The sequence below is a fragment of the Sinimarinibacterium arenosum genome, assembly GCF_005047655.1.
GTDB lineage: Bacteria > Pseudomonadota > Gammaproteobacteria > Nevskiales > Nevskiaceae > Solimonas.
Genome location: NZ_SUKF01000003.1, coordinates 542660 through 561304, shown reverse-complemented (window position 1 = coordinate 561304; position 18645 = coordinate 542660). Strand labels below are relative to the sequence as shown.

The 18645-nt window shown below is 62.9% G+C and carries 19 protein-coding genes and 3 tRNA genes; 7 read left to right on the top strand and 15 right to left on the bottom strand.

Translation table 11 applies throughout. From position 1 onward, the window contains the following. Positions 1 to 1581, bottom strand: a 1581-nt coding sequence (locus tag E4T66_RS08975; RefSeq protein WP_136848659.1) for an ABC-F family ATP-binding cassette domain-containing protein, incomplete at its 3' end; no start/stop codon positions are given. Between the two features lie 93 nt (positions 1582 to 1674). On the opposite strand from E4T66_RS08975, the gene E4T66_RS08970 reads away from it, so the two are divergent. Then, positions 1675 to 2091 (top strand): hypothetical protein, encoded by a 417-nt coding sequence (locus tag E4T66_RS08970; RefSeq protein WP_136848658.1) that lies wholly within the window; start codon positions 1675 to 1677, stop codon positions 2089 to 2091. A 322-nt stretch (positions 2092 to 2413) separates the two neighbouring features. Here the strand turns inward: E4T66_RS08970 and E4T66_RS08965 are convergent, their stop codons facing one another. Next, entirely contained in the window at positions 2414 to 2806 is a 393-nt protein-coding gene (locus E4T66_RS08965; protein ID WP_136848657.1) for a globin, read from the bottom strand. 308 nt (positions 2807 to 3114) lie between these two features. Between E4T66_RS08965 and dksA the strand changes: the two genes are divergently transcribed. Next, positions 3115 to 3987, top strand: coding sequence for an RNA polymerase-binding protein DksA (gene dksA / locus E4T66_RS21700; protein WP_248679561.1), 873 nt, complete (start codon positions 3115 to 3117; stop codon positions 3985 to 3987). Positions 3988 to 4088: 101 nt separating this feature from the next. Here the strand turns inward: dksA and E4T66_RS08955 are convergent. The 9 genes from E4T66_RS08955 to E4T66_RS08915 form a co-directional block, all read right to left on the bottom strand. Beyond that, a tRNA-Leu gene (locus E4T66_RS08955) sits at positions 4089 to 4174 on the bottom strand. A 25-nt stretch (positions 4175 to 4199) separates the two neighbouring features. Next, positions 4200 to 4273, bottom strand: a tRNA-Cys gene (locus E4T66_RS08950). An 81-nt stretch (positions 4274 to 4354) separates the two neighbouring features. Continuing rightward, positions 4355 to 4430, bottom strand: a tRNA-Gly gene (locus E4T66_RS08945). Positions 4431 to 4506: 76 nt separating this feature from the next. Continuing rightward, a complete protein-coding gene (gene pgsA / locus E4T66_RS08940; RefSeq protein ID WP_136848656.1) occupies positions 4507 to 5067 on the bottom strand; it encodes a CDP-diacylglycerol--glycerol-3-phosphate 3-phosphatidyltransferase in 561 nt (186 codons plus the stop codon). A 58-nt stretch (positions 5068 to 5125) separates the two neighbouring features. Continuing rightward, positions 5126 to 6946, bottom strand: a complete 1821-nt coding sequence (gene uvrC / locus E4T66_RS08935; RefSeq protein WP_136848655.1) for an excinuclease ABC subunit UvrC — start codon at positions 6944 to 6946, stop codon at positions 5126 to 5128. A 25-nt stretch (positions 6947 to 6971) separates the two neighbouring features. Then, positions 6972 to 7634, bottom strand: coding sequence for a UvrY/SirA/GacA family response regulator transcription factor (gene uvrY, locus E4T66_RS08930; protein ID WP_136848654.1), 663 nt, complete (start codon positions 7632 to 7634; stop codon positions 6972 to 6974). 181 nt (positions 7635 to 7815) lie between these two features. Beyond that, complete coding sequence (locus E4T66_RS08925) at positions 7816 to 8838, bottom strand: SRPBCC family protein (protein WP_136848653.1); 1023 nt, start codon at positions 8836 to 8838, stop codon at positions 7816 to 7818. 128 nt (positions 8839 to 8966) lie between these two features. Beyond that, the gene (gene aceA / locus E4T66_RS08920; protein WP_136848652.1) at positions 8967 to 10274 is read right to left on the bottom strand and encodes an isocitrate lyase; all 1308 of its coding nucleotides are present in this window, start codon (positions 10272 to 10274) and stop codon (positions 8967 to 8969) included. A 173-nt stretch (positions 10275 to 10447) separates the two neighbouring features. Continuing rightward, positions 10448 to 10858, bottom strand: a complete 411-nt coding sequence (locus tag E4T66_RS08915; RefSeq protein ID WP_136848651.1) for an EF-hand domain-containing protein — start codon at positions 10856 to 10858, stop codon at positions 10448 to 10450. Positions 10859 to 10881: 23 nt separating this feature from the next. Here E4T66_RS08915 and E4T66_RS08910 point away from each other — a divergent pair, with 23 nt between their 5' ends. The 5 genes from E4T66_RS08910 to E4T66_RS08890 are packed head-to-tail and all read left to right on the top strand — an operon-like array spanning position 10882 to position 15112. Then, on the top strand, positions 10882 to 11607 hold the full coding sequence (locus E4T66_RS08910) for an ABC transporter ATP-binding protein (protein WP_136848650.1): 726 nt from the start codon (positions 10882 to 10884) through the stop codon (positions 11605 to 11607). Then, complete coding sequence (locus E4T66_RS08905) at positions 11607 to 12830, top strand: ABC transporter permease (RefSeq protein WP_136848649.1); 1224 nt, start codon at positions 11607 to 11609, stop codon at positions 12828 to 12830. Before E4T66_RS08910 ends, E4T66_RS08905 begins: the two co-directional genes overlap by 1 nt. After that, positions 12827 to 13093, top strand: coding sequence for an acyl carrier protein (locus E4T66_RS08900; protein WP_136848648.1), 267 nt, complete (start codon positions 12827 to 12829; stop codon positions 13091 to 13093). The genes E4T66_RS08905 and E4T66_RS08900 overlap by 4 nt, the downstream gene beginning before the upstream one ends. Beyond that, positions 13090 to 14253 carry a beta-ketoacyl synthase N-terminal-like domain-containing protein gene (locus E4T66_RS08895; protein ID WP_211242826.1) on the top strand — a complete coding sequence of 388 codons (1164 nt, stop codon included), beginning with the start codon at positions 13090 to 13092 and terminating at the stop codon, positions 14251 to 14253. The genes E4T66_RS08900 and E4T66_RS08895 overlap by 4 nt, the downstream gene beginning before the upstream one ends. After that, complete coding sequence (locus tag E4T66_RS08890; RefSeq protein WP_136848646.1) at positions 14243 to 15112, top strand: hypothetical protein; 870 nt, start codon at positions 14243 to 14245, stop codon at positions 15110 to 15112. The genes E4T66_RS08895 and E4T66_RS08890 overlap by 11 nt, the downstream gene beginning before the upstream one ends. Here the strand turns inward: E4T66_RS08890 and darH are convergent. Genes darH through E4T66_RS08870 form a run of 4 tightly spaced genes read right to left on the bottom strand, consistent with a single transcriptional unit; the run spans position 15109 to position 18626 of the window. Continuing rightward, positions 15109 to 16140, bottom strand: a complete 1032-nt coding sequence (darH, locus tag E4T66_RS08885; protein WP_136848645.1) for a BtrH-related acyltransferase DarH — start codon at positions 16138 to 16140, stop codon at positions 15109 to 15111. The two genes, E4T66_RS08890 and darH, sit on opposite strands and share 4 nt — an antisense overlap. Further along, the gene (locus E4T66_RS08880) at positions 16137 to 16532 is read right to left on the bottom strand and encodes a DarG family dialkylresorcinol biosynthesis protein (protein ID WP_136848644.1); all 396 of its coding nucleotides are present in this window, start codon (positions 16530 to 16532) and stop codon (positions 16137 to 16139) included. Before E4T66_RS08880 ends, darH begins: the two co-directional genes overlap by 4 nt. Further along, entirely contained in the window at positions 16529 to 17683 is a 1155-nt protein-coding gene (locus E4T66_RS08875) for a beta-ketoacyl-ACP synthase III (protein ID WP_136848643.1), read from the bottom strand. The genes E4T66_RS08880 and E4T66_RS08875 overlap by 4 nt, the downstream gene beginning before the upstream one ends. Next, positions 17676 to 18626: a dialkylrecorsinol condensing enzyme gene (locus tag E4T66_RS08870; RefSeq protein ID WP_136848642.1), complete on the bottom strand. Its 951-nt coding sequence runs from the start codon at positions 18624 to 18626 to the stop codon at positions 17676 to 17678. Before E4T66_RS08870 ends, E4T66_RS08875 begins: the two co-directional genes overlap by 8 nt. Positions 18627 to 18645 lie beyond the last annotated feature (19 nt).

Sequence of the window (18645 nt, the reverse complement as noted above, 5' to 3'; positions counted from 1 at the left end):
GTATTCCGTATAGCCCCCGCTGTACTGATGGACACCGTCTGGGGTCAGTTCCAGGACGCGATTCGAGAGCGCGGCCAGGAAGTGGCGATCATGCGAGACGAACAGCATGGCGCCCTCGAATTTCACCAGGGATGCGACCAGCATTTCCTTTGTCGCCATGTCGAGATGGTTCGTCGGCTCGTCGAGCACCAGGAAGTTCGGCGGGTCGAACAGCATCTTGGCCATGACCAGACGAGCCTTCTCACCGCCCGACAGCACGCGGCAGGGCTTGTCGACATCGTCGCCGGAGAACCCGAAGCAACCGGCCAGCGAGCGCAGCGAACCCTGTCCGGCCGACGGGAATGAACCACCGAGCGACTCGAAGACCGTGTCGTCGCCATCGAGCAGGTCCATGGCGTGCTGGGCGAAGTAGCCCATGCGGACGCTGGGGCCCAGCGTCACGCTGCCCTGGTCCGGCTCGGTAGCGCCGGCCACCAGCTTCAACAGCGTGGATTTGCCTGCGCCGTTGGCGCCCAGGACGCACCAGCGTTCCTTGCGTCGCAGCTGGAAATCGAACGCCGCATAGATGGCGTGGCTGCCATAACTCTTGTGGACGTTCTTGAGGTTCGCCACCTCGTCGCCCGAGCGCGGCGGGCTGCGGAATTCGAATTGGACCGACTCGCGCCGCCGCGGTGGCTCCACCCGCTCAATCTTGTCCAGCTTCTTCACCCGGCTCTGGACTTGGGCAGCGTGTGAGGCGCGTGCTTTGAAACGCTCGATGAACTTGATCTCCTTGGCAAGCCTCGCCTGCTGCCGATCAAACTGGGCTTGGCGCTGCCGCTCGCTCACCGCGCGCTGTTGCTCATAGAAATCGAAGTTGCCCGAGTAAGTGATGAGTTCGCCGCCGTCGATCTCCACGACCTTGCCGACGATGCGGTTCATGAACTCGCGATCGTGCGACGTCATCAGCAACGCGCCCTCGTAGGCCTTGAGGAAGTCCTCCAGCCAGATCAGGCTCTCGAGGTCGAGATGGTTGCTCGGCTCGTCGAGCAGCATGGCGTCGGGGCGCATCAGCAGGATGCGAGCGAGGGCCACGCGCATCTTCCATCCGCCGGAGAGCAAGCCGACGTCCCCGTCCATGCGTTCCTGGCTGAAGCTCAGGCCTGCCAGCACCTCACGCGCCCGGGCATCCAGTGCATAGCCGTCCAGCTCCTGGAAGCGACCCTGCACGTCGCCATAGCGTTCGACGATGGCATCCATGTCGGCGGCTTGCGCTGGATCGACCATCGCCGCCTCGAGCCTGGCCATCTCGGTGGCCAGCGTACTCAACGGCCCGATGCCATCCATCACCGCCGCCACCGCGCTCACGCCCGACATCTCGCCGACATCCTGGCTGAAATAGCCGATGGTCATACCGGGATCGATCGTCACCCTGCCGTCGCTGGGCTCCTCCTCGCCGGTGATCATCCTGAATAGCGTCGTCTTGCCGGCACCGTTGGGCCCGACAAGGCCGACCTTCTCTCCCTTCTGGAAGCTCATCGACGCGTCGATGAACAGGATCTGATGGCCGTTCTGCTTGCTGATGTTATCGAGTCGAATCATGAGTTCCGCCACTGGGGACCGTGTGCTGGCGCACCGACACCTTGCACGCCGTCGTTCATCCTGCGCAGATACGCACTACCTACGGAGTTATCCATGAACGACAGCAGAAATCTCGCTGTTACGATGCTATCAGCCGGCGTCTTGTGTCTGGCGGTCGCCGGATGCGGGCAGACGGAACCAAGCGCCAAGACCCGAGCAGATGTCTCGGAGGCTCGCCTCGATGGCGCGAAAGACGTCGCCCAGGAACGCAGCGCAGCAGCAGAGGGCACGATCGCCGCGCAAAAGGACGTCGATCAGGCACGCACCAAGCTTGCGAGTGAATCTGCCAACGCCAATCGAGACGTCGCCATCGCCCAGGCCGAGGCCGCGAACAAGGTAGCGATCGAGAAATGCGAAGCCATGACCGGCGAGATGCGCAGCTCCTGCAAGACGCAGGCGGACCACGATCTGGAGCAAGCCAAGTCGAACGCCGAATTTGCCAAGGTTGAAGCAGACCGAAAAGCCCAATAACACAGCAGAGTCGAAGTTTCCCGCGCTTGATCGCCTACGGCCGGTCAACGGATGGCTTTCGCCCGAAGACCAGCACGTGCAGCCGGGTCATCGTGAGGCAGGGCTGCCCAAGCAGGTGGCCGCCCGAGGAACGCTAATGGGGTCAAGGAACGCCCGATAAGGTCTGTGGGCGCATTAGCGTCAGTTGCAAGGGGCGGGGTCGTTGGTCTCATGCAAATATCAAAACCCAGTCAACTACCAGTCAACTACCAGTCAACCGCAAGTCTCCGGGAAGCAAGTCGGGGTCGAGACAGTGGGGTAGAACCCACGGTATAGCGCAAAGCTAGCAAGTTTCGGCAAAGGTACTGCGCATTCCGTCCCATTCCTGCGTCATCTGCTCAGTCCATAGGTGGCCGAGCAATTTCTGTACTGTTGCCTGCATTACAGCGAAAAATTCGTCGAAGCTCTGAGAAGGCACCCCGTAGCCCTTGTGCAGCGAGCGGCTGGTGGCAATGAAGCTGGGGGCCATTTGATTACTGCTGCAGTGATCGAGTATGCAGTCATAGACCTGATGCATCATCTCCTCACGCACGCTTGCATCACGGTCCAGCGCAAACAGCTTCTCCAGTTCAGGTCGGGTTTCGAAAAGGCATTCGTAAATCTGATGGACGGGGTCTCCATGCATTTCGCTAACAAGTTCCAGTGAACGAATGATGTGTGTTCCTTGAGATTCCATAGGTTCCCCGTTCGATGAAAAGCTGGTCGATAATCAGTGTCGTTGGCCGCCGAAGCCGCCGAAGCCGCCGAGGCCGCCGAGCTGGCAGCTACAACTCCCTAGTTGAATCTATCTCAAAAACGGACAGTCGCGGATGCCCTACTTTTGCATCAGGTCACGATTACGCTTCATTCAGTATGATCGTCACCAGTACATGGAAGACTTCATTTATGTAGTGCGTTCTCATTGACCAAGCGCGCACACCGGTGTATAACGCCGGCCTTTGCGCTGGTTGCCCCAGGCCAGTCTTTTCCGAGACGTCCCGCACCATGACCGCTAAGAAGACTACAAAACCTGCAAGTTCAAAGAAGCAGACGACCGCTAAGAGCAAGGCCTCAGCTGGCAAAACCGCCGGTGGCGGCTTGCTGAGCAAGTTGCGCGGAGCGCTGAACAAACCCAAGGCTTCTGTTGCGACGGCAGCTGCAAAGCCGGCCAAGAAACTGGTCCCGGCGAAGAAAACTGCCACCGTGAGCAAACCTTCTGGAAAGGCATCGGTCAAACCGGAGTCTAAAGCCGCACAGACCAAGGCTGTACCCACCAAGACAGCGTTGTCGAAAAAAGCTGTTGGCAAGACTCCTGCGTCAAAAGCGAAAGCGTCTGATGACAATCTCACCGGAAAGACTTCGGCGAAGCTGTCACAGGCGACCACTTCTTCTCGATCTATAACTGAACAAAAACACGTGACTAAAGCTGCCGTAAAGTCCCCTCGCTCGAAGGCGCCGTCCTTCAATAGTGCATTGACCGAGGATGAGCTGCGTCGGATGTCCGACGACGACTATATGAACGAATCGCAGATGGCGTTCTTCCGCAAGCGTCTGCTGCAGATGCGTGAAGAAGTGCTGCAGCGCGAAGTGGACGTCAAGGAGCGTCTGCATGAGCGCGAGGTGTTTGCGGACCCCGCCGATCGAGCGACAGCTGAGGAAGAACATTGGCTTGACCTTCGCTTGCGTGAGCGCGAATCGCTTTTGTTGCGCAAGGTCGACGAAGCGCTGCGTCGAATCGAAAACAAAGAGTATGGCTATTGCGAGAAGACTGGAGATCCGATCGGTATTCCGCGATTGCTGGCGCGTCCAACGGCGACGGTGTGTGTCGACGTCAAGGGTCAGGATGAGCGCGTCGAAGCGCAGTACCGCGACCGCTAGGAAGAAGCCGCCCTTCTCCCTTTCAGGCAAAAAAACCCCGCAGTTGCGGGGTTTTTTTATTTTTTACGGTTTTACGCTGATCCGATATGTGGATCGCTTGCTGGTGCCCGCGGCCGGAATCGAACCGGCACGACCAATGGTCGAGGGATTTTAAGTCCCTTGCGTCTACCGATTCCGCCACACGGGCCGCGTCTACGGCGTAAGAAACAATATGGAGGCTAGGGTCGGAATTGAACCGGCGTACGCGGATTTGCAGTCCGCTGCATGACCACTCTGCCACCTAGCCCCTGATCGGTCAGCTACTCGATTGTAGCGTGACCTCAGACTAAAAAACCCCGTGGGTGGTCCTCCGGGGTTTTCGTATGTTTGGAGCGGGAAACGAGGCTCGAACTCGCGACCTCAACCTTGGCAAGGTTGCGCTCTACCAACTGAGCTATTCCCGCGTTGAGCGGCGTATTTTAGGGGCGCGCCGGTCGAAGTCAAGAACTTTCTTTCATCAATTTTGAATGCCCTGCCGCATCACTCGTCCTGGGACAGAATCGGCCACGCTGCACGCAGATAAACTGCCATGCTCCAGATGGTCAGCGCTGCTGCGACGAATAGCAGGCCGTAACCGATGGCATAGATCGGCAGGCCCAATACCGATGTCTTCCAGATCATCATGCCGATCGCAGTCATCTGGAAGCCGGTCTTCCATTTACCGATGCGGCTGACCGCCACACTGGTTCGCTGCCCCAGTTCAGCCATCCACTCGCGTAAGGCAGAAATGGTGATCTCTCGGCCGATGATGACAGCCACCACGACGGCCAGGACGGCGCTGGGGTCGTCACGCAGCAGCATGACCAGGCACACGGCGACCAGTAGCTTGTCAGCGACAGGATCGAGGAAGGCGCCGAATTTGCTGGTCTGCCCCCAGCGACGTGCGAGCCAGCCGTCGAGCCAGTCGGTGATCCCGGCTGCCGCATACAAGACAGTGGCGGCATAGCGCGAGTAGTGCCAGTCCAGAAAGAAAAGCGCGAGCACTACAGGGATAGCGGCGACGCGCGCCACGGTGAGCGTCAGGGGTAGCGTCAACCGCACAGGTCTGTTTCCGAAGGAAGACTGAGTGGATCAGTGAGGTCCAAGGATAGCGCAGGCCTCAATGGAAATGCGCGTAGATGCGTTCTGCCAGAGTTCTGGATATACCGGCCACTTGGGCCAACTCGTCGATGCCGGCACGCTTGAGCTGACCGAGGCCGCCGAATGTCTGCAGCAGCGCTTTGCGCCGCGCCGGCCCCAAGCCTTCGATGGAGTCCAGATCCGAGCCAATTCGTGCTTTGTCGCGCCGGCCACGGTGCCCGGTGATCGCGAAGCGATGCGCTTCGTCACGTACGCGCTGGATCAAGTGCAGCGCCGGCGAGTCGGCTGGAAGACGCAGCGGCAGCTCCAGATCCGGCATCCACAATTCTTCGAGCCCCGGTTTTCGCGTCGGCCCTTTGGCGACACCCACCACGCGCATCTCCTGCGCCATCTCCAGCTCGTCCAGGGCCTCCAGAGCTGCGTTGAGCTGCCCCTGTCCACCATCGATCAGCAAAAGATCAGGAATGCTGCCCTCGCCCGCTTTAGCGCGCGCAAAACGACGACTAACCGCCTGGGCAATTGCGGCGTAGTCGTCGCCCCCGACAATGCCCTCGATGTTGAACTTGCGATAGGCTGACTTGAGTGGCCCGTCTTCGTTGAAGACGACACAGGATGCCACGGCGCGCTCGCCCTGCGTGTGGGAAATATCGAAGCATTCAATGCGCCGCGGTGGATGCTCGAGCTCGAATACACGCTGCAACTCCAAAAGACGCTGGTCCATGCTGGCGGCTTCGACCAACCGCGACGACAGCGCCTGCGCTGCCGTGCTGACGGCCATTTCGAGCAATCGGAGCTTGGCCCCGCGTTGAGGGCAGTAAAGGCGCACACGGCGGCCTGCATGCTGGGAGATTGCCTCCTCGCTGACGCCGCCATCGTCGAGAGGATGACTGAGCAGGACCTCCGGCGGCGGTTTCTGCGTCAGATAGTGCTGGCTGACAAAGCGCTCCAGCAATTCCTCGGGCGGCGTATGCGCCGGGTGCTTGGGAAAATGATTGCGGTGACCCAGATTGACGCCGTCACGTACGCTGATCACCGTGACGCAGCTGCTGGATGCGTGAGCGGCAACAGCGATGACGTCAATGTCTTCAGCCCCGCCGGTCATGGACTGGCTCTGGCGTACGCGCTTGAGCGCTGCGATCTGGTCCCTCAGTTTGGCCGCCTGTTCAAAATCCAGCGTATCAGCTGCGCGCTGCATCTCTGTTGTCAGATCCTGAGCCAAGGATTCGCCCTTGCCTTCAAGCAGACGTGCAGCGTTTGCCAGATCGCGGGCATAGTCCTCAGGTGCAATCAGGCCGACGCAGGGCGCCGAGCAGCGCTTGATCTGATATTGCAGGCACGGCCGATCCCGATGCGCGAAAAAGCTGTCGCGACACGGACGCAGATGGAACAGTTTCTGCAAGGTCTGCAGGGTTTCTCGAACTGCCGCTGCGCTGGGAAATGGTCCGAAATAACGATCGGCACCATTGGTCGCGCCCCGGTAGAACGCGATGCGCGGATACCGGTGGGATGTGAAGCGCAGGTACGGGTAGCTTTTGTCGTCGCGATACTGGACGTTATAGCGCGGCGACTGATCCTTGATCAGCGCCGCTTCGAGCAGCAGTGCCTCATCCTCTGTGTGCGTGAGCGTGACGTCGACCCGCTGGATCTGCGACACCATGCTTTCGATGCGCGGATTGCCGCTCGCGCGCAGAAAATAGCTGGAGACGCGCTTGCGCAGATTCCGCGCCTTGCCGACATACAGCAGCTCGTCGCCGGCGCCGTACATGCGGTAAACGCCCGGCGAGGTGCTGAGCTGAGAGAGAAAGGCGCGAGGATCGAAGCTGCGGGATTCAGCCGTCATGGATGCGCAGTTCGACGCTCCGCGTTCAAGGCTCGCTGCGGGTTTCCGAGCGCTCTTCCAGCAAACCGTAGCGCATGGCCATGCGGGTCAGTTCGACATCATTGTTGACGCCGAGCTTTTCGAATAGTCGATAACGGTAGGTGCTGACGGTTTTCGGTGAGAGGTGCAAGCGGTCGGAAATTTCCTGTGTCGAGTAGCCCTTGGTCACCATCAACATGACCTGGGTTTCACGCTGCGACAGCTGATCGAACGGTGATGCACCGTTCGGGCCTTTGACCAGACTTGCAGCAAGATTGCCGGCAACATCTGCCGCGACGTAATGGCCGCCCCCAGAGACCCTGCGGATCGCGGTCACGACCTCATCGGCGGCAGAGTCCTTGCTGATGTATCCGGCAGCACCGGCGGCGAGCATCCGGCTCGGATACGGCTCTTCCAGATGCATGGATACCACGATCACTTTCGCCGTCGGGCAGCGCTGCAGCAGCCGGCGAGTGGCCTCAAGTCCACCAATGCCGGGCATGTTGATATCCATCAACACGATGTCGGGGGTGATCGTGCGGACGAGTTCCAGCGCCTCTTCGCCACTGCTGGCTTCTGCCAGAACTTCCATATCGGCCACTTCCTGCAAAACGCGCTTCAATCCGGCGCGAACCAGGCGGTGATCGTCAACAAGCATGATACGAATCATAGCGATCTCCTTACGCGGCGCATGTTACTCGGGTTTACGGTGCGACACGCAGCTGCTGACATTCGCATGCGCAAATCCCTGACGCTGCCGTACGGAATTCCATGTCGGGTCAGCCCTTGGTGACGGAGTTCCGTCTGCGCAGCGCTGTCGATTCAGTGCAGTGCGAACGGCCGGTGGCGCATTACTTCACAGGCCAGTAAACCCGTGTTTGTGCCTGTTGAGGTGGGGTCGTGCTCGGATCGGTCAGGTACTGCTCCCAGGAATCTCCGTTGTCCTGCAATCCGGCAATTTCGCGAAAGGCCGTCAGCCGGGTATACAAAGTTTCCATCTCGGTATACGGGCCTGTGTTGAGCACCGTCAGCACGGCGCCGCCATAGGTCTGGCCCAGACGGATTTCGCTGAGCTCCGGGACATCAACTTCGCTGCGGTCCGGCAGCAGCGCCGCATCGAACTGCCATGCACGGGTTTCGTCGTCATAGGCACGGGTGATGGCAATCGGAGGGGCCGCCTGCTGCAGTTGACGTTCCGCCATGAATGCGCCGATGCGACCATAGATTGCGCCGAGTACGTCCCGGGCCTCATCCGGTCCGGCACTGCCTGAGATGTACAGCATCGGATGACTGTCGACAGTTTCCAGGCTGATCTGCAGATCGCTGATGTCGGTTGCCGGAAGGCTTTCAACCAGAGTCTTCAGCGCTACCAGACCGCGTTCGTAGTCAGGGCCGAGCATGCCATCCATCATCAGACCGAAATAACGTCCGAGCAGGTTGCCGTGAAATGTCGAATCGTAGGTCCACAACAGCCGCGTCGCCTCACCCTCCGGCTGGAGCAGGTAGCTCGCACGGTTTTCACTGGCGAATCCCTCGAAGACGAGGGCCATGACGATTTTCTGGTTCGGCACGCTCTCGAGAATTTCCTGGCTCCCTGCACCAACCGAGGGATCGTCGCTGCGCCAGCTTTGTTTGGCGCCGACCCCCATCAGCGGCCCCTCGACGGTGTATGTCGCATTCGGATCAAGTCCGGCCCAGGGCGACCACTTGTCGAACTGCCTGAAGCCGTTGAGCACGGTGTAGACCGTGGCAGGCCTGGCGTTGATCACAACTGAACGCTCGACATGCGCGGTGTCCGGCAGGACAAATCCGGCGCCGATAACGCCGACGAGCAGCGCAACGACGACAATCAGCAGCCACTTGAGCACCTTCATCGATTCCCCCGTCCGTTGGCGATGTCCCGCGACACGGTAGTGTGCTCTCCGCGGCAACTCAAGCCCGATACCGGGACCAAAAAAAGCCCCCGCAAGCGGGGGCCCTGAAACGCTGTGACGCCAGTTCCTTAGTGGAACTGCTCTTCCTCGGTCGAGCCGGTCAGCGCCTTGACGCTGCTGCTGCCGCCCTGGATCACCGTGGTGACGTCGTCGAAGTAGCCGGCGCCGACTTCCTGCTGGTGCGAGACGAAGGTGTAACCCTTCTCGCGCGCAGCGAATTCCGGCTCCTGAACCATTTCGGTGTAGTGCTTCATGCCTTCGCCGCGCGCATAGGCATGCGCGAACTGGAAGGTGTTGTACCAGTTGATGTGGATACCAGCCAGGGTGATGAACTGATACTTGTAGCCCAGCGCCGACAGGTCGTCCTGGAACTTGGCGATCTGCTTGTCGTCCAGGTTCTTCTTCCAGTTGAACGACGGCGAGCAGTTGTACGACAGCAGCTTGCCCGGGCACGCCTTGAGGACGGCCTGCGCGAATTCACGTGCAAAGCCGATGTCCGGCACGCCGGTTTCGCACCACACCAGATCGGCGTACGGAGCGTAGGCAACGCCGCGCGAGATAGCCTGCTCGAGGCCATTCTTGACGCGGTAGAAACCTTCCTGGGTGCGCTCGCCGGTCAGGAACGGCTTGTCGTTCGGGTCATGATCCGAGGTCAGCAGGTTGGCTGCTTCGGCATCGGTGCGCGCCAGCACGATGGTCGGCACGCCCATGACGTCCGCGGCAAAGCGCGCGGCGGTCAGCTTCTCGACGGCTTCCTGGGTCGGAACCAGCACCTTGCCGCCCATGTGGCCGCACTTCTTCACCGCAGCCAGCTGGTCTTCGAAATGAACGCCGGCAGCGCCGTTGGCGATCATGTTCTTCATCAGCTCGAAGGCATTCAGCACGCCGCCGAAACCGGCTTCAGCGTCAGCCACGATCGGCAGGAAGTAGTCGACGTATTCCTTGTCGCCCGGGTTGATGCCCTTGGCCCACTGAATTTCGTCAGCGCGCTTGAAGGTGTTGTTGATGCGGCGAACCATGGTCGGCACCGAGTCGTACGCGTACAGCGACTGATCGGGGTACATGGTTTCGGAGGTGTTGCCGTCGGCAGCAACCTGCCAGCCCGACAGGTAGACGGCTTCAAGGCCGGCCTTGGCCTGCTGCATCGCCTGACCAGCGGTAATTGCACCGAAGGCATTGACGTAGCCCTTCTTCGCGCCACCGTTGACGGCCTTCCAGAGCTTTTCGGCGCCGTTCTTGGCCAGGGTGTATTCCGGCTGGATGCTGCCACGCAGACGTACGACGTCGGCGGCGCTATAGGCGCGCGTTACGGTCTTCCAGCGGGGATTGGTCGCCCAGTCGTTTTCCAGGGCCTTGATTTGCTCGTCACGAGTCATTTGCAGCAGTCCTCTCGGGGAGAAAAAGAAATCCAGATCTTTCTGAGGGGCTTGTGACAGCCGACGGCGCCAGATGCAGGCGCACCGATCTGACTGGGGGGCCACTTCGGGGGCGGGATTATACCGGCAATGATATTGCGATGCACAAATGTTCGACCAAAGCCTGAAGTGGCCTATTCTCCGCCTGCCGCGGTGGCCGGCTGTGTCGCCGCCCGCACACGGCGATCCGCCAGCTGTTGCAGCTCTTCCGGACTGAGTTCGCCGTCGCCGTCGAGATCGATCTCGCCGAAGCGCTGCAACAGCACCCTGGGCAGCCTGCCCTGCTCGATCTCGGCGGGTGACAAGCGTCGATTTCCGTTGGTATCGGCGCGGCGGAACTGCGCTTCCCTCGCTTCCCGCAGGGCTGCGCGGCGCTGCTGCAGCGCCACGGCGTCGGCTGTGCTGCGCGGCCCGGGACTGGCCGTGGCGACATCCGGCAGCAGCAGCGCGATCAGCAATGCTGGCACAATCAGTCGCTTGAATGCGGGCGTCTTCAAACCGCAGTGTCCTCGCGCCGGGGTGATCGAATCCGGCCATTGTCTCATGCCTATAACTCTTTCATGCCCCGGTGATCCGTCTCGAGCATCTGAACAAGCGTTATCCCGGTGCCGCCCAGGCCGCGCTGGATGACGTCTCGCTGCACGTGCCACGCGGGGGGTTGTTTGGCCTGCTGGGACCCAACGGCGCCGGCAAGACCACGCTGATGTCGATTCTGACCGGCACGCTGACGGCGGACAGTGGCAGCGTCACCATCGGTGGTCACGCGCTCGCGCAGGAGCCCGCAACGGTTCGGGCATTGCTCGGGTACGCGCCGCAGGAGCTGGCGTTCTATCCGGGACTCACTGTGGCCGAGAATCTCGAACTGTTCGCCTGCCTGACGCCGCGTGCGACCGCGCACTCTCTGGCGCGCGCTCAGGAGGTGGCCGACCTGAAGGCACATCGCGGCAAGCGGGCCGAAACGCTGTCCGGTGGGCTCAAGCGGCGTTTGAATTTCGCCATCGCCCTGCTCGGCGAACCGCAGGTGTTGTGCCTGGATGAAGCCACCGCCGGCGTCGATCCGCAGTCGCGTAATTTCCTGATCGAGGCGGTGCGGAACCTGGCGCAGGACGGCGTCACGGTGCTGTACAGCACGCATTACATGGAAGAGATCGAACGCCTGTGCGCCAGTGCCGCCATCCTGGACCAGGGGCAGCTCGTCGCGCAGGGTCCTTTGGACGCCCTGCGCATCGAGGGTGAACGACTCGAAGCCGCATTTCTGCGGCTGACCCACACGCGGCTGCGGGATTCGATCTGATGCCGTATCCGATGCGAGCGTTCGCCGCGCTGTGCGGCAAGGAATTGCGCCTGCTGTCGCGTGATCGTCACGGCCTGCTGGTGCTGTTCGCGGTGCCGACGCTGTTTATCCTGATCATGTCGTTGTCGCTGCGCGATGCCTTCCGTGCGGATGCAGGTTTCAGCATCGCGGTGTCGGTGATCGACGAAGACGGCGGAACGCTGGCACATGACTTCGTCGGGACCCTGTGGCAGCAGCAGGGATTTCGCCAGGTCGCGGCGGAGGATGCCGACGTGGTGATCCACGTGGTGCCGGGATTCTCGGAGTTTCTCGCGACGCGCCACGAGTTGGCCGCATCGTTTCGCGATGGCGTCGCGGAACCGCCGATGCTTCAGCTCGAATTCCAGCCCAGTGTGCTGCCGCAGCTGCGCGCGGCAGCGGCGTTGAGCGTGCGTCAATGCCTGTTATCGGTGCAGTCGGATTACCTGATGGCCGAGGTCATGGGGTACAGCGACGCCGAGATGCAGACCATGCGGTATCTCGGTGATCCCAGGCGTCTGCCGGTCGAGGAGCGCTATCGAAGCGCAGACGGCACCCCGGCGGTCACGCCGACCTCGGTGCAACAGAATGTTCCGGCATGGCTGATCTTCGCGATGTTCTTCGCGGTGATTCCGCTGGCCAGTGCCTTTGTCGTCGAACGGCAGCAAGGCAGTCTGCTGCGGCTGCGCGTGCTCGGGGTGTCGTCGACGCTGCTGCTGGCCAGCAAGGTGCTGCCGTATTACCTGGTGAATTTGCTGCAGATGGTCGTGATGATCGCCATCGGAGTGTGGCTGGTGCCGGCGCTGGGCGGTGACCGATTCACCGTCGGTCACAGCGTGTTCGGACTGTGGATGATCGGCACGGCGACCAGTCTGGCGGCGATTGGTCTCGCACTGCTGGTTGCTGTCCGGGTGCGCACGACGCTGCAAGCGACGATCGCCGGCGGTGCGATCAGCCTGATACTCGCGGCGCTGGGCGGCGTGATGGTGCCCAAACTGGTGATGCCGGCCACCATGCAGCAGCTTACCGGGGTGTCGCCGATGGCCTGGAGCCTCGAAGGCTTCTGGGATATCGTGCTGCGCCAGGGAGGCTGGCAGGACGCTCTGCCGGAAGCAATGAGCCTGGCCGGATTCGGCCTCAGCTGCCTGGCGCTGGCGGCAGGGCTGCTGCGCCGCAATTCAACCAATACGACGACAACACCATGAAGGGTTCGCAGGATCCTGCGCTGAAGGCGCGTCTCAAGCAGATGATCGTGACGGAGACCGACAAGGACGTCGATCCGGCCACCCTGCCCGACGACCAGCCGCTGTTCGGCCCCGGGTCGGCGCTGGAGCTGGACTCGGTCGACGGCCTGCAGATCTCGATGGCGCTCCAGATGCAGTTCAATTTGCGTATCGAGGATCCCAAGCAGATGCGCAGGATCCTGGTCAACATCGATACGCTGGCCGACTACATCCAGCCGCAGTGACGCTGCACGTGATGTCTGCCAATGCGCCGGCGGCGGTCTATCTGCGCGGCGGCGATGCAGTGTCTGCGGCCGGCCGCGGTCGCGTCGCGCTCGCCGACGCCTGTCTGGCCCTGAGCACGACACCGGCTCAGGTGCGATTTTCAAGCCTCGGGCGCGAGATCGAACTGCCCTACTTCCGCGCGCTCGACGCCGGCGCCGCGGCCGATGCGGTGCTGCTGCAGGTCGCCCGTACGGCGCTCGACGATGCACAGCTGTCCGCAGCGCGGCGGCGCCGGATCGGCCTGTTCGTCGGCAGTTCCTCCGGTGGCATCCATCATCACGAGCGGGCATACGCAGAGGCTTATGCCAACAACGCAGAGGCCTTGCCGATTCATCGACCGGACCAGAGCCGGCTGGCGACCTGGCTGCATCAGCAGCTGCATCTGGATGGCCCCAGCTACACCATCGCCACCGCCTGTTCAAGCGCAGCCAACGCCTTGCTGTATGCGAGCTGGATGCTGCGTGAAGGCCGGCTCGACGATGCGCTCGTGGTCGGCGTCGAGATTGAAAACCGGCTGTCGCAGCAGGGGTTCTTCAGCATGATGTTGGCGACGCGCGCGAGCAGCCGCCCCTTCGACCTGCAACGTGACGGCATCGTGCTTGGCGAATGCGCGGCGGCGCTGGTCCTGAGCCGTGAGGCGCCGACGGCGCAGCCCGCGTGGCGGATACTCGGCGGCGCGACCCTGTGCGACACCACGCATCCGACCAATCCGTCGGCGGATCAGATTGCGGCCACCCTGCGCGATGCGCTGGCGGACAGTGCGATCCCGGCGGCGCGGATCGGTGCGATCAAGGCGCACGGCACCGGCACGCGCGCCAACGATCTGGCTGAGGGTCTGGGTATGCGGGAATGCTTTGGTCCATCGCTGCCGCCGTTTACCTCCATCAAGCCGGTGCTCGGACATACCCTCGGGGCCTGCGGCGTACTGGAGACCCTGGCGTTCACCGCCTGCCTGGATCGCGGCAGTGTGCCCGTGACCCGCGGCTACGAGCAGCCGGATCCGGAGATCGGCGCGCAGCCGCTAACCGCGACACGGGCCTGGTCGGGCGGTCCGGTCCTGCTGAACTATTTCGGCTTTGGCGGCAACAACTGCGCACTGGTGCTCGATCGTGAACGCTGAGCCTCTGCGCCTTGCCGCCGTGTCGGCGCACGAGCGCATTCTCGACGATGCGCCGCAGGACTTGCGCGCGGAGCTGCTGGACATGACCGGCCAGGCATTCCGCCGCATCAACCGCTTCATCGAACTGGCGGTCTACGGTGCGCTGCGCTGTGGCCGCGAAGCCGGCGGCGTCGGCGACGATACGGCGCTGTATCTTGCTTCCGAGGCGCCGATGCTGGCCGATTGCGTGCGCGCGCTGCGCGGCGTGATCGCCGAGGCGCGGCCGCCGACCCCGTTCGAGTTCATGAACATCTCCGGCAACATGGCCGGGTTCTACATCGCGCAGCATCTGCGCATGCGCGGGCCGCAGCTGGCGGTGCATCGCAACAGCGCCAGTCTGGAATGCGCTCTGGAGCTGCTGCAGCTGCAGAGTGCCCGGCATCGTCGCGCGCTGTTGGGCTATGTCGAGGAGGGTGTCTGGCCGCTGGCCGAGCAACGCCTGCGGCTGGGGCTGCCGGCGACTGCCGAATTGAGCGAAAGCAGTCACTGGTTCTATCTGGACGCAGACTGCGCCGCGCCGCTCGGCCTGATCGATCCGATCGAGCGCTGCTCGACCCTGGAGCAGGCGCAGCGCGCGCTTGCAGATGCGCCGGCGCAGTGGCGCGTTGCGATCGGCCACCGCTGCAGTAGGGCAGACATCGACGCGTTGCGCGCGGTGCGTCGGGATGCACAGGCGCTGGACGCGGATGCCACCTACTCGACTGCGACCACGGCGGCGCGCCTGATCGGATTTCTGCTGCTGGATTCAGCGCCCGGATTGCTGCAGGTCAATCACAGCGGCGACGGTGGCTACTATCTGCTGCGCGTTCGACGCGCCTAGGCGGCTTGCGCGCCATCCGCCGGCGCCCTGCCCTTGCTCCAGTCCTTGAGCTGCAGATAGACCGCCCGTTCGGTCTGCGCAACCGTGCGCAGCGCCTCAGCGATCTGCTGCAGGGTGATGTCCTTCTTGCGGCTGAACTGCGCGCCCAGGAGCGCGAACTGCCGCCATTGATCGCCGGCGGCGGTCATCCGCGTCGACGCGTCGAGCAGCGCCGGCTGCGACAGTTTTTCGCCGGCCTCCTGCAGGAACGCCGAGTACATGAAGCGGAAGCCGCCGCCGCCGGTGCCGATTTCTTCCTGCATGCGCACGATGTTGCCGATGAACAGGCGCTGCAGCCGCACATCCGGCAGCTTGCGATCAAACGCTTCGATGCGCTGGGCCAGGCGCCGGATCGCGCCAACGCCGACCATCGGCACCGGCGCATACAGCATCATCTTCCAGGTTTTGGCGATGGCACGCCGCACCGCGGCATCGAGATCGAAATCGCGCTCGAAATGCTGCGGCTGATATTGCAGTCCCCTGGGGGCGAACACGCCGCGTGCAAAGCGCGCCTTGCGCAGGTCGGCCGCGGGACACCGCTGCGGCTGGTCGAACACCGGATCGCTGACCAGATAGTCGTCGCCGTCCTTGCCGAAGACGATGATGTTGTGGGCGTTGAAATGGAAACGCATCTCCGCCGGCAGATACGGCAGCCAGTAGACCGACGTCTGCAGGCCCAGCGGACGGCCTGCGGCCAGCTCGGCGTCGAGGGCGCGCATCGCCTCGTCGGGATCGCGAAACCGCTGCTGCGCCATGCGCAGGCCCAGCGGCTTGCGCAGTCCCTTGTAGATGCTGCCGGGCGGCATGCGGTAGGCCGTCAGCGGCAGCCCCCCGACCTTGACGAAGGGGATATGGGCAAACGTCAGCGACGCCGACAGACCCAGCGCCATCGGCTCCGACAGTTCCAGCCCGTAATGGCCGAGCAGACTGCTGGTGACCCCGCTTTCGCAATGACCGGCGTGGCGGTGACGGAAGTTCTCGACGATCACGGCAGTTCCTTCAGCGCGGCGATGCTCAGACCCAGGGCCTCGGCGTAGCGCGCCAACAGGCGCTCGGGCAGACGCTGGAAGACCTGGGGACGCAAATGACGACGCACGCGCCAGCGCCAGATTCCGGAGCTCTGCGCCAGCATCGGCAGGTCCATGCGGCGTGCGTACATGTGATAGTCCAGTGGCGACGAGCGCCCCTGCTCCACCCGTGTGCGGGCTTCCTGCGCGAGACGCTCGAATTCGGCCACCGCATCAGCGTTGACCTGGGCCTCGGCACTCCAGCCGGTTGAAGCGACCGTGGTGTAGTGACCGCTGTCGTCGACGGCATAGACCGCGCGCCGTGCATCGCCGTAATACGCCAGCTGATCCTGCGGCACTTCGGACTGTTTCATGCGCCGGCTCCGACCACGCGCAGGCACACGAAGGCGATCGAGAAGCGCCCGCTTTCCGGCACGAAACACAGCAGGCGCTGGCCGGGAGTCAGACGTCCCGACGCCAGCAGCTCCTCGATCATCAGATACATCGACGCCGAGCCGACATTGCCGCGCTCACTCAGGTTGGTGAACCAGCGTGACTGTGGAATGCGCCAGTGTTCCGGCATCACCTCGAACATGACCTGACGGAAATGCGCCGAGGAATAGTGTGGCAGATACCAGTCGACCGAATCCGCGGCAATGCCGCGCCGCGCGATCATTGCCTCGAAGCCGGCGCGGGCGCTGTAGCGGATGCCATCTTCGAGCAGGCGCACATCCTGCTTGACCGACATCACCGAGCGCTCCGCGATCTCCTGGGCCGAAGCGAATTCGCGCCAGCCGACCAGGCGTCCGGTGGCGTCCTTGTCCGCGCCGGCATACATGCACGGCTGCAGTTCGTTGGCGAAGGAAAACTGATCGATCCATTCGATCTGCAGCGACAGCCCTGCGGGGTTCGGCCGGTCCCGCAGCAAGGCCGCGGCAGCGCCGTCGGACAGCATCCAGCGCAGGAAGTCCTTCTCGAAGGCCAGTGCCGGACGCTTCTCCAGCGCCGCGACCCGCGCGGCATTTTCCGCGGCGAAGTTGCCGGCGCGCATGAACGACGAAGCGAGTTCGGAGCCGGTGGCGACCGCGGTGCTGGCCTGTCCGGCGCGGATCGCCAGGTCCGCGTACTTCAGCGACATCACGCCGCTGACGCAGATCCCGGAGGTGGAGACGACTTCGCAGCTGCGCTGGCCGAGTTCGCCGTGAACCATCACTGCGTGATTCGGCATCAGCTGGTCCGGCGAGCTGGTGCCGCAGGCAAGGACGTCGATATCGTCCAGCGCGAAATCGTCACCGACCAGACCGCGTACGGCTTCGGCAGTCAGTTGCGCGTTGGTGTGCGTGAGCGTCCCGGTCGCCGGATCGATCGCATAGTGCCGGCGGCGGATACCGTTGTTGCGCAATACCAGGGCGCGGGCGCGCGACGGTCGATCCCCGACCTGGCCAAGCACGGCTTCGATGTCGTCGTTGTCGACCGGCGCATTCGGTAACGCGCTGGCCAGTCGGGTGATGAAGACCTCAGCCATGCGCGCGCTCGTCGAGGCGCAGCCGCGAGCTGCCGGAGGGTTGTTCGAAATAGGCTTTCTGCGCCGCCTGGCGGCGCCGCGTCAGCGGACGCAGCAGCGCACGCAACAGCATCGTGACCGGTACCACGGTCACGATCATCAGCACCAGAAACACGGCATACAGCGCGAGGGCCGGTTTGCGTGCCGCCGCGCCGGGCTTGCCGCAGGCGCGGATCAGCTTGCCCCACAGATAGAAACTGCGACGTCCGATCTTCTCGCTGGGCACCAGTCGCACGTCGGCATCGACCGCGCCGAGTCCGCTAAGCACCGGCGTGCGTCCATCCACCCGGTTCTCATGCAGCGCTGTGACGATCGCATCGCCGAAACGACGCGTCGCTGCGATCTCCGAATCGCGGATGCCCGGTGCCGGCAGTCCCCACAGCGGATCGGTGCGTCCGGTCAGCATCCAGCGCGGCGTGGTGATGAAGGTGGCAAGGCTGCTGCCGGCGTCGGTCAGCACGACGTTGTCGGACAGACGCGCGCCGGCGTCGGCCAGCAACGCTTTTACCTGTTCCTGCGCCATGTGCCACATGTTGCGACAGGCGATCAGGGTGATCACCGGCGTGTCGTGCAGCAGCGCCCGGCCTGTGTCGGATTTCAGAAATGCGGTGACCGGCGGCGCCGGCGACAGAAACCACACCGTATATGCCAGCACGATCAGGTCGTAACGCTGCGCGGGAATCTGCAGCGGTTCCAGCGCCGGCGGCACCAGATGCACGGTCTCCGGAAACTGGTCGAAGAACGTGAAGAACGGCCATGGGAACGGATACGGCGCCTGCGGACGCAATTCGCACCAGTCCAGCGCGATCTGCGGATCCGCCTGCACCGGCGCGGCCATCGCCTCCGCGCAGCGCTTGAGCTGCCCGGTCTGCGAGAAGTACACCGCCAGGATCCGCTTGCCCACCCAATGCTCCCCGTTCACG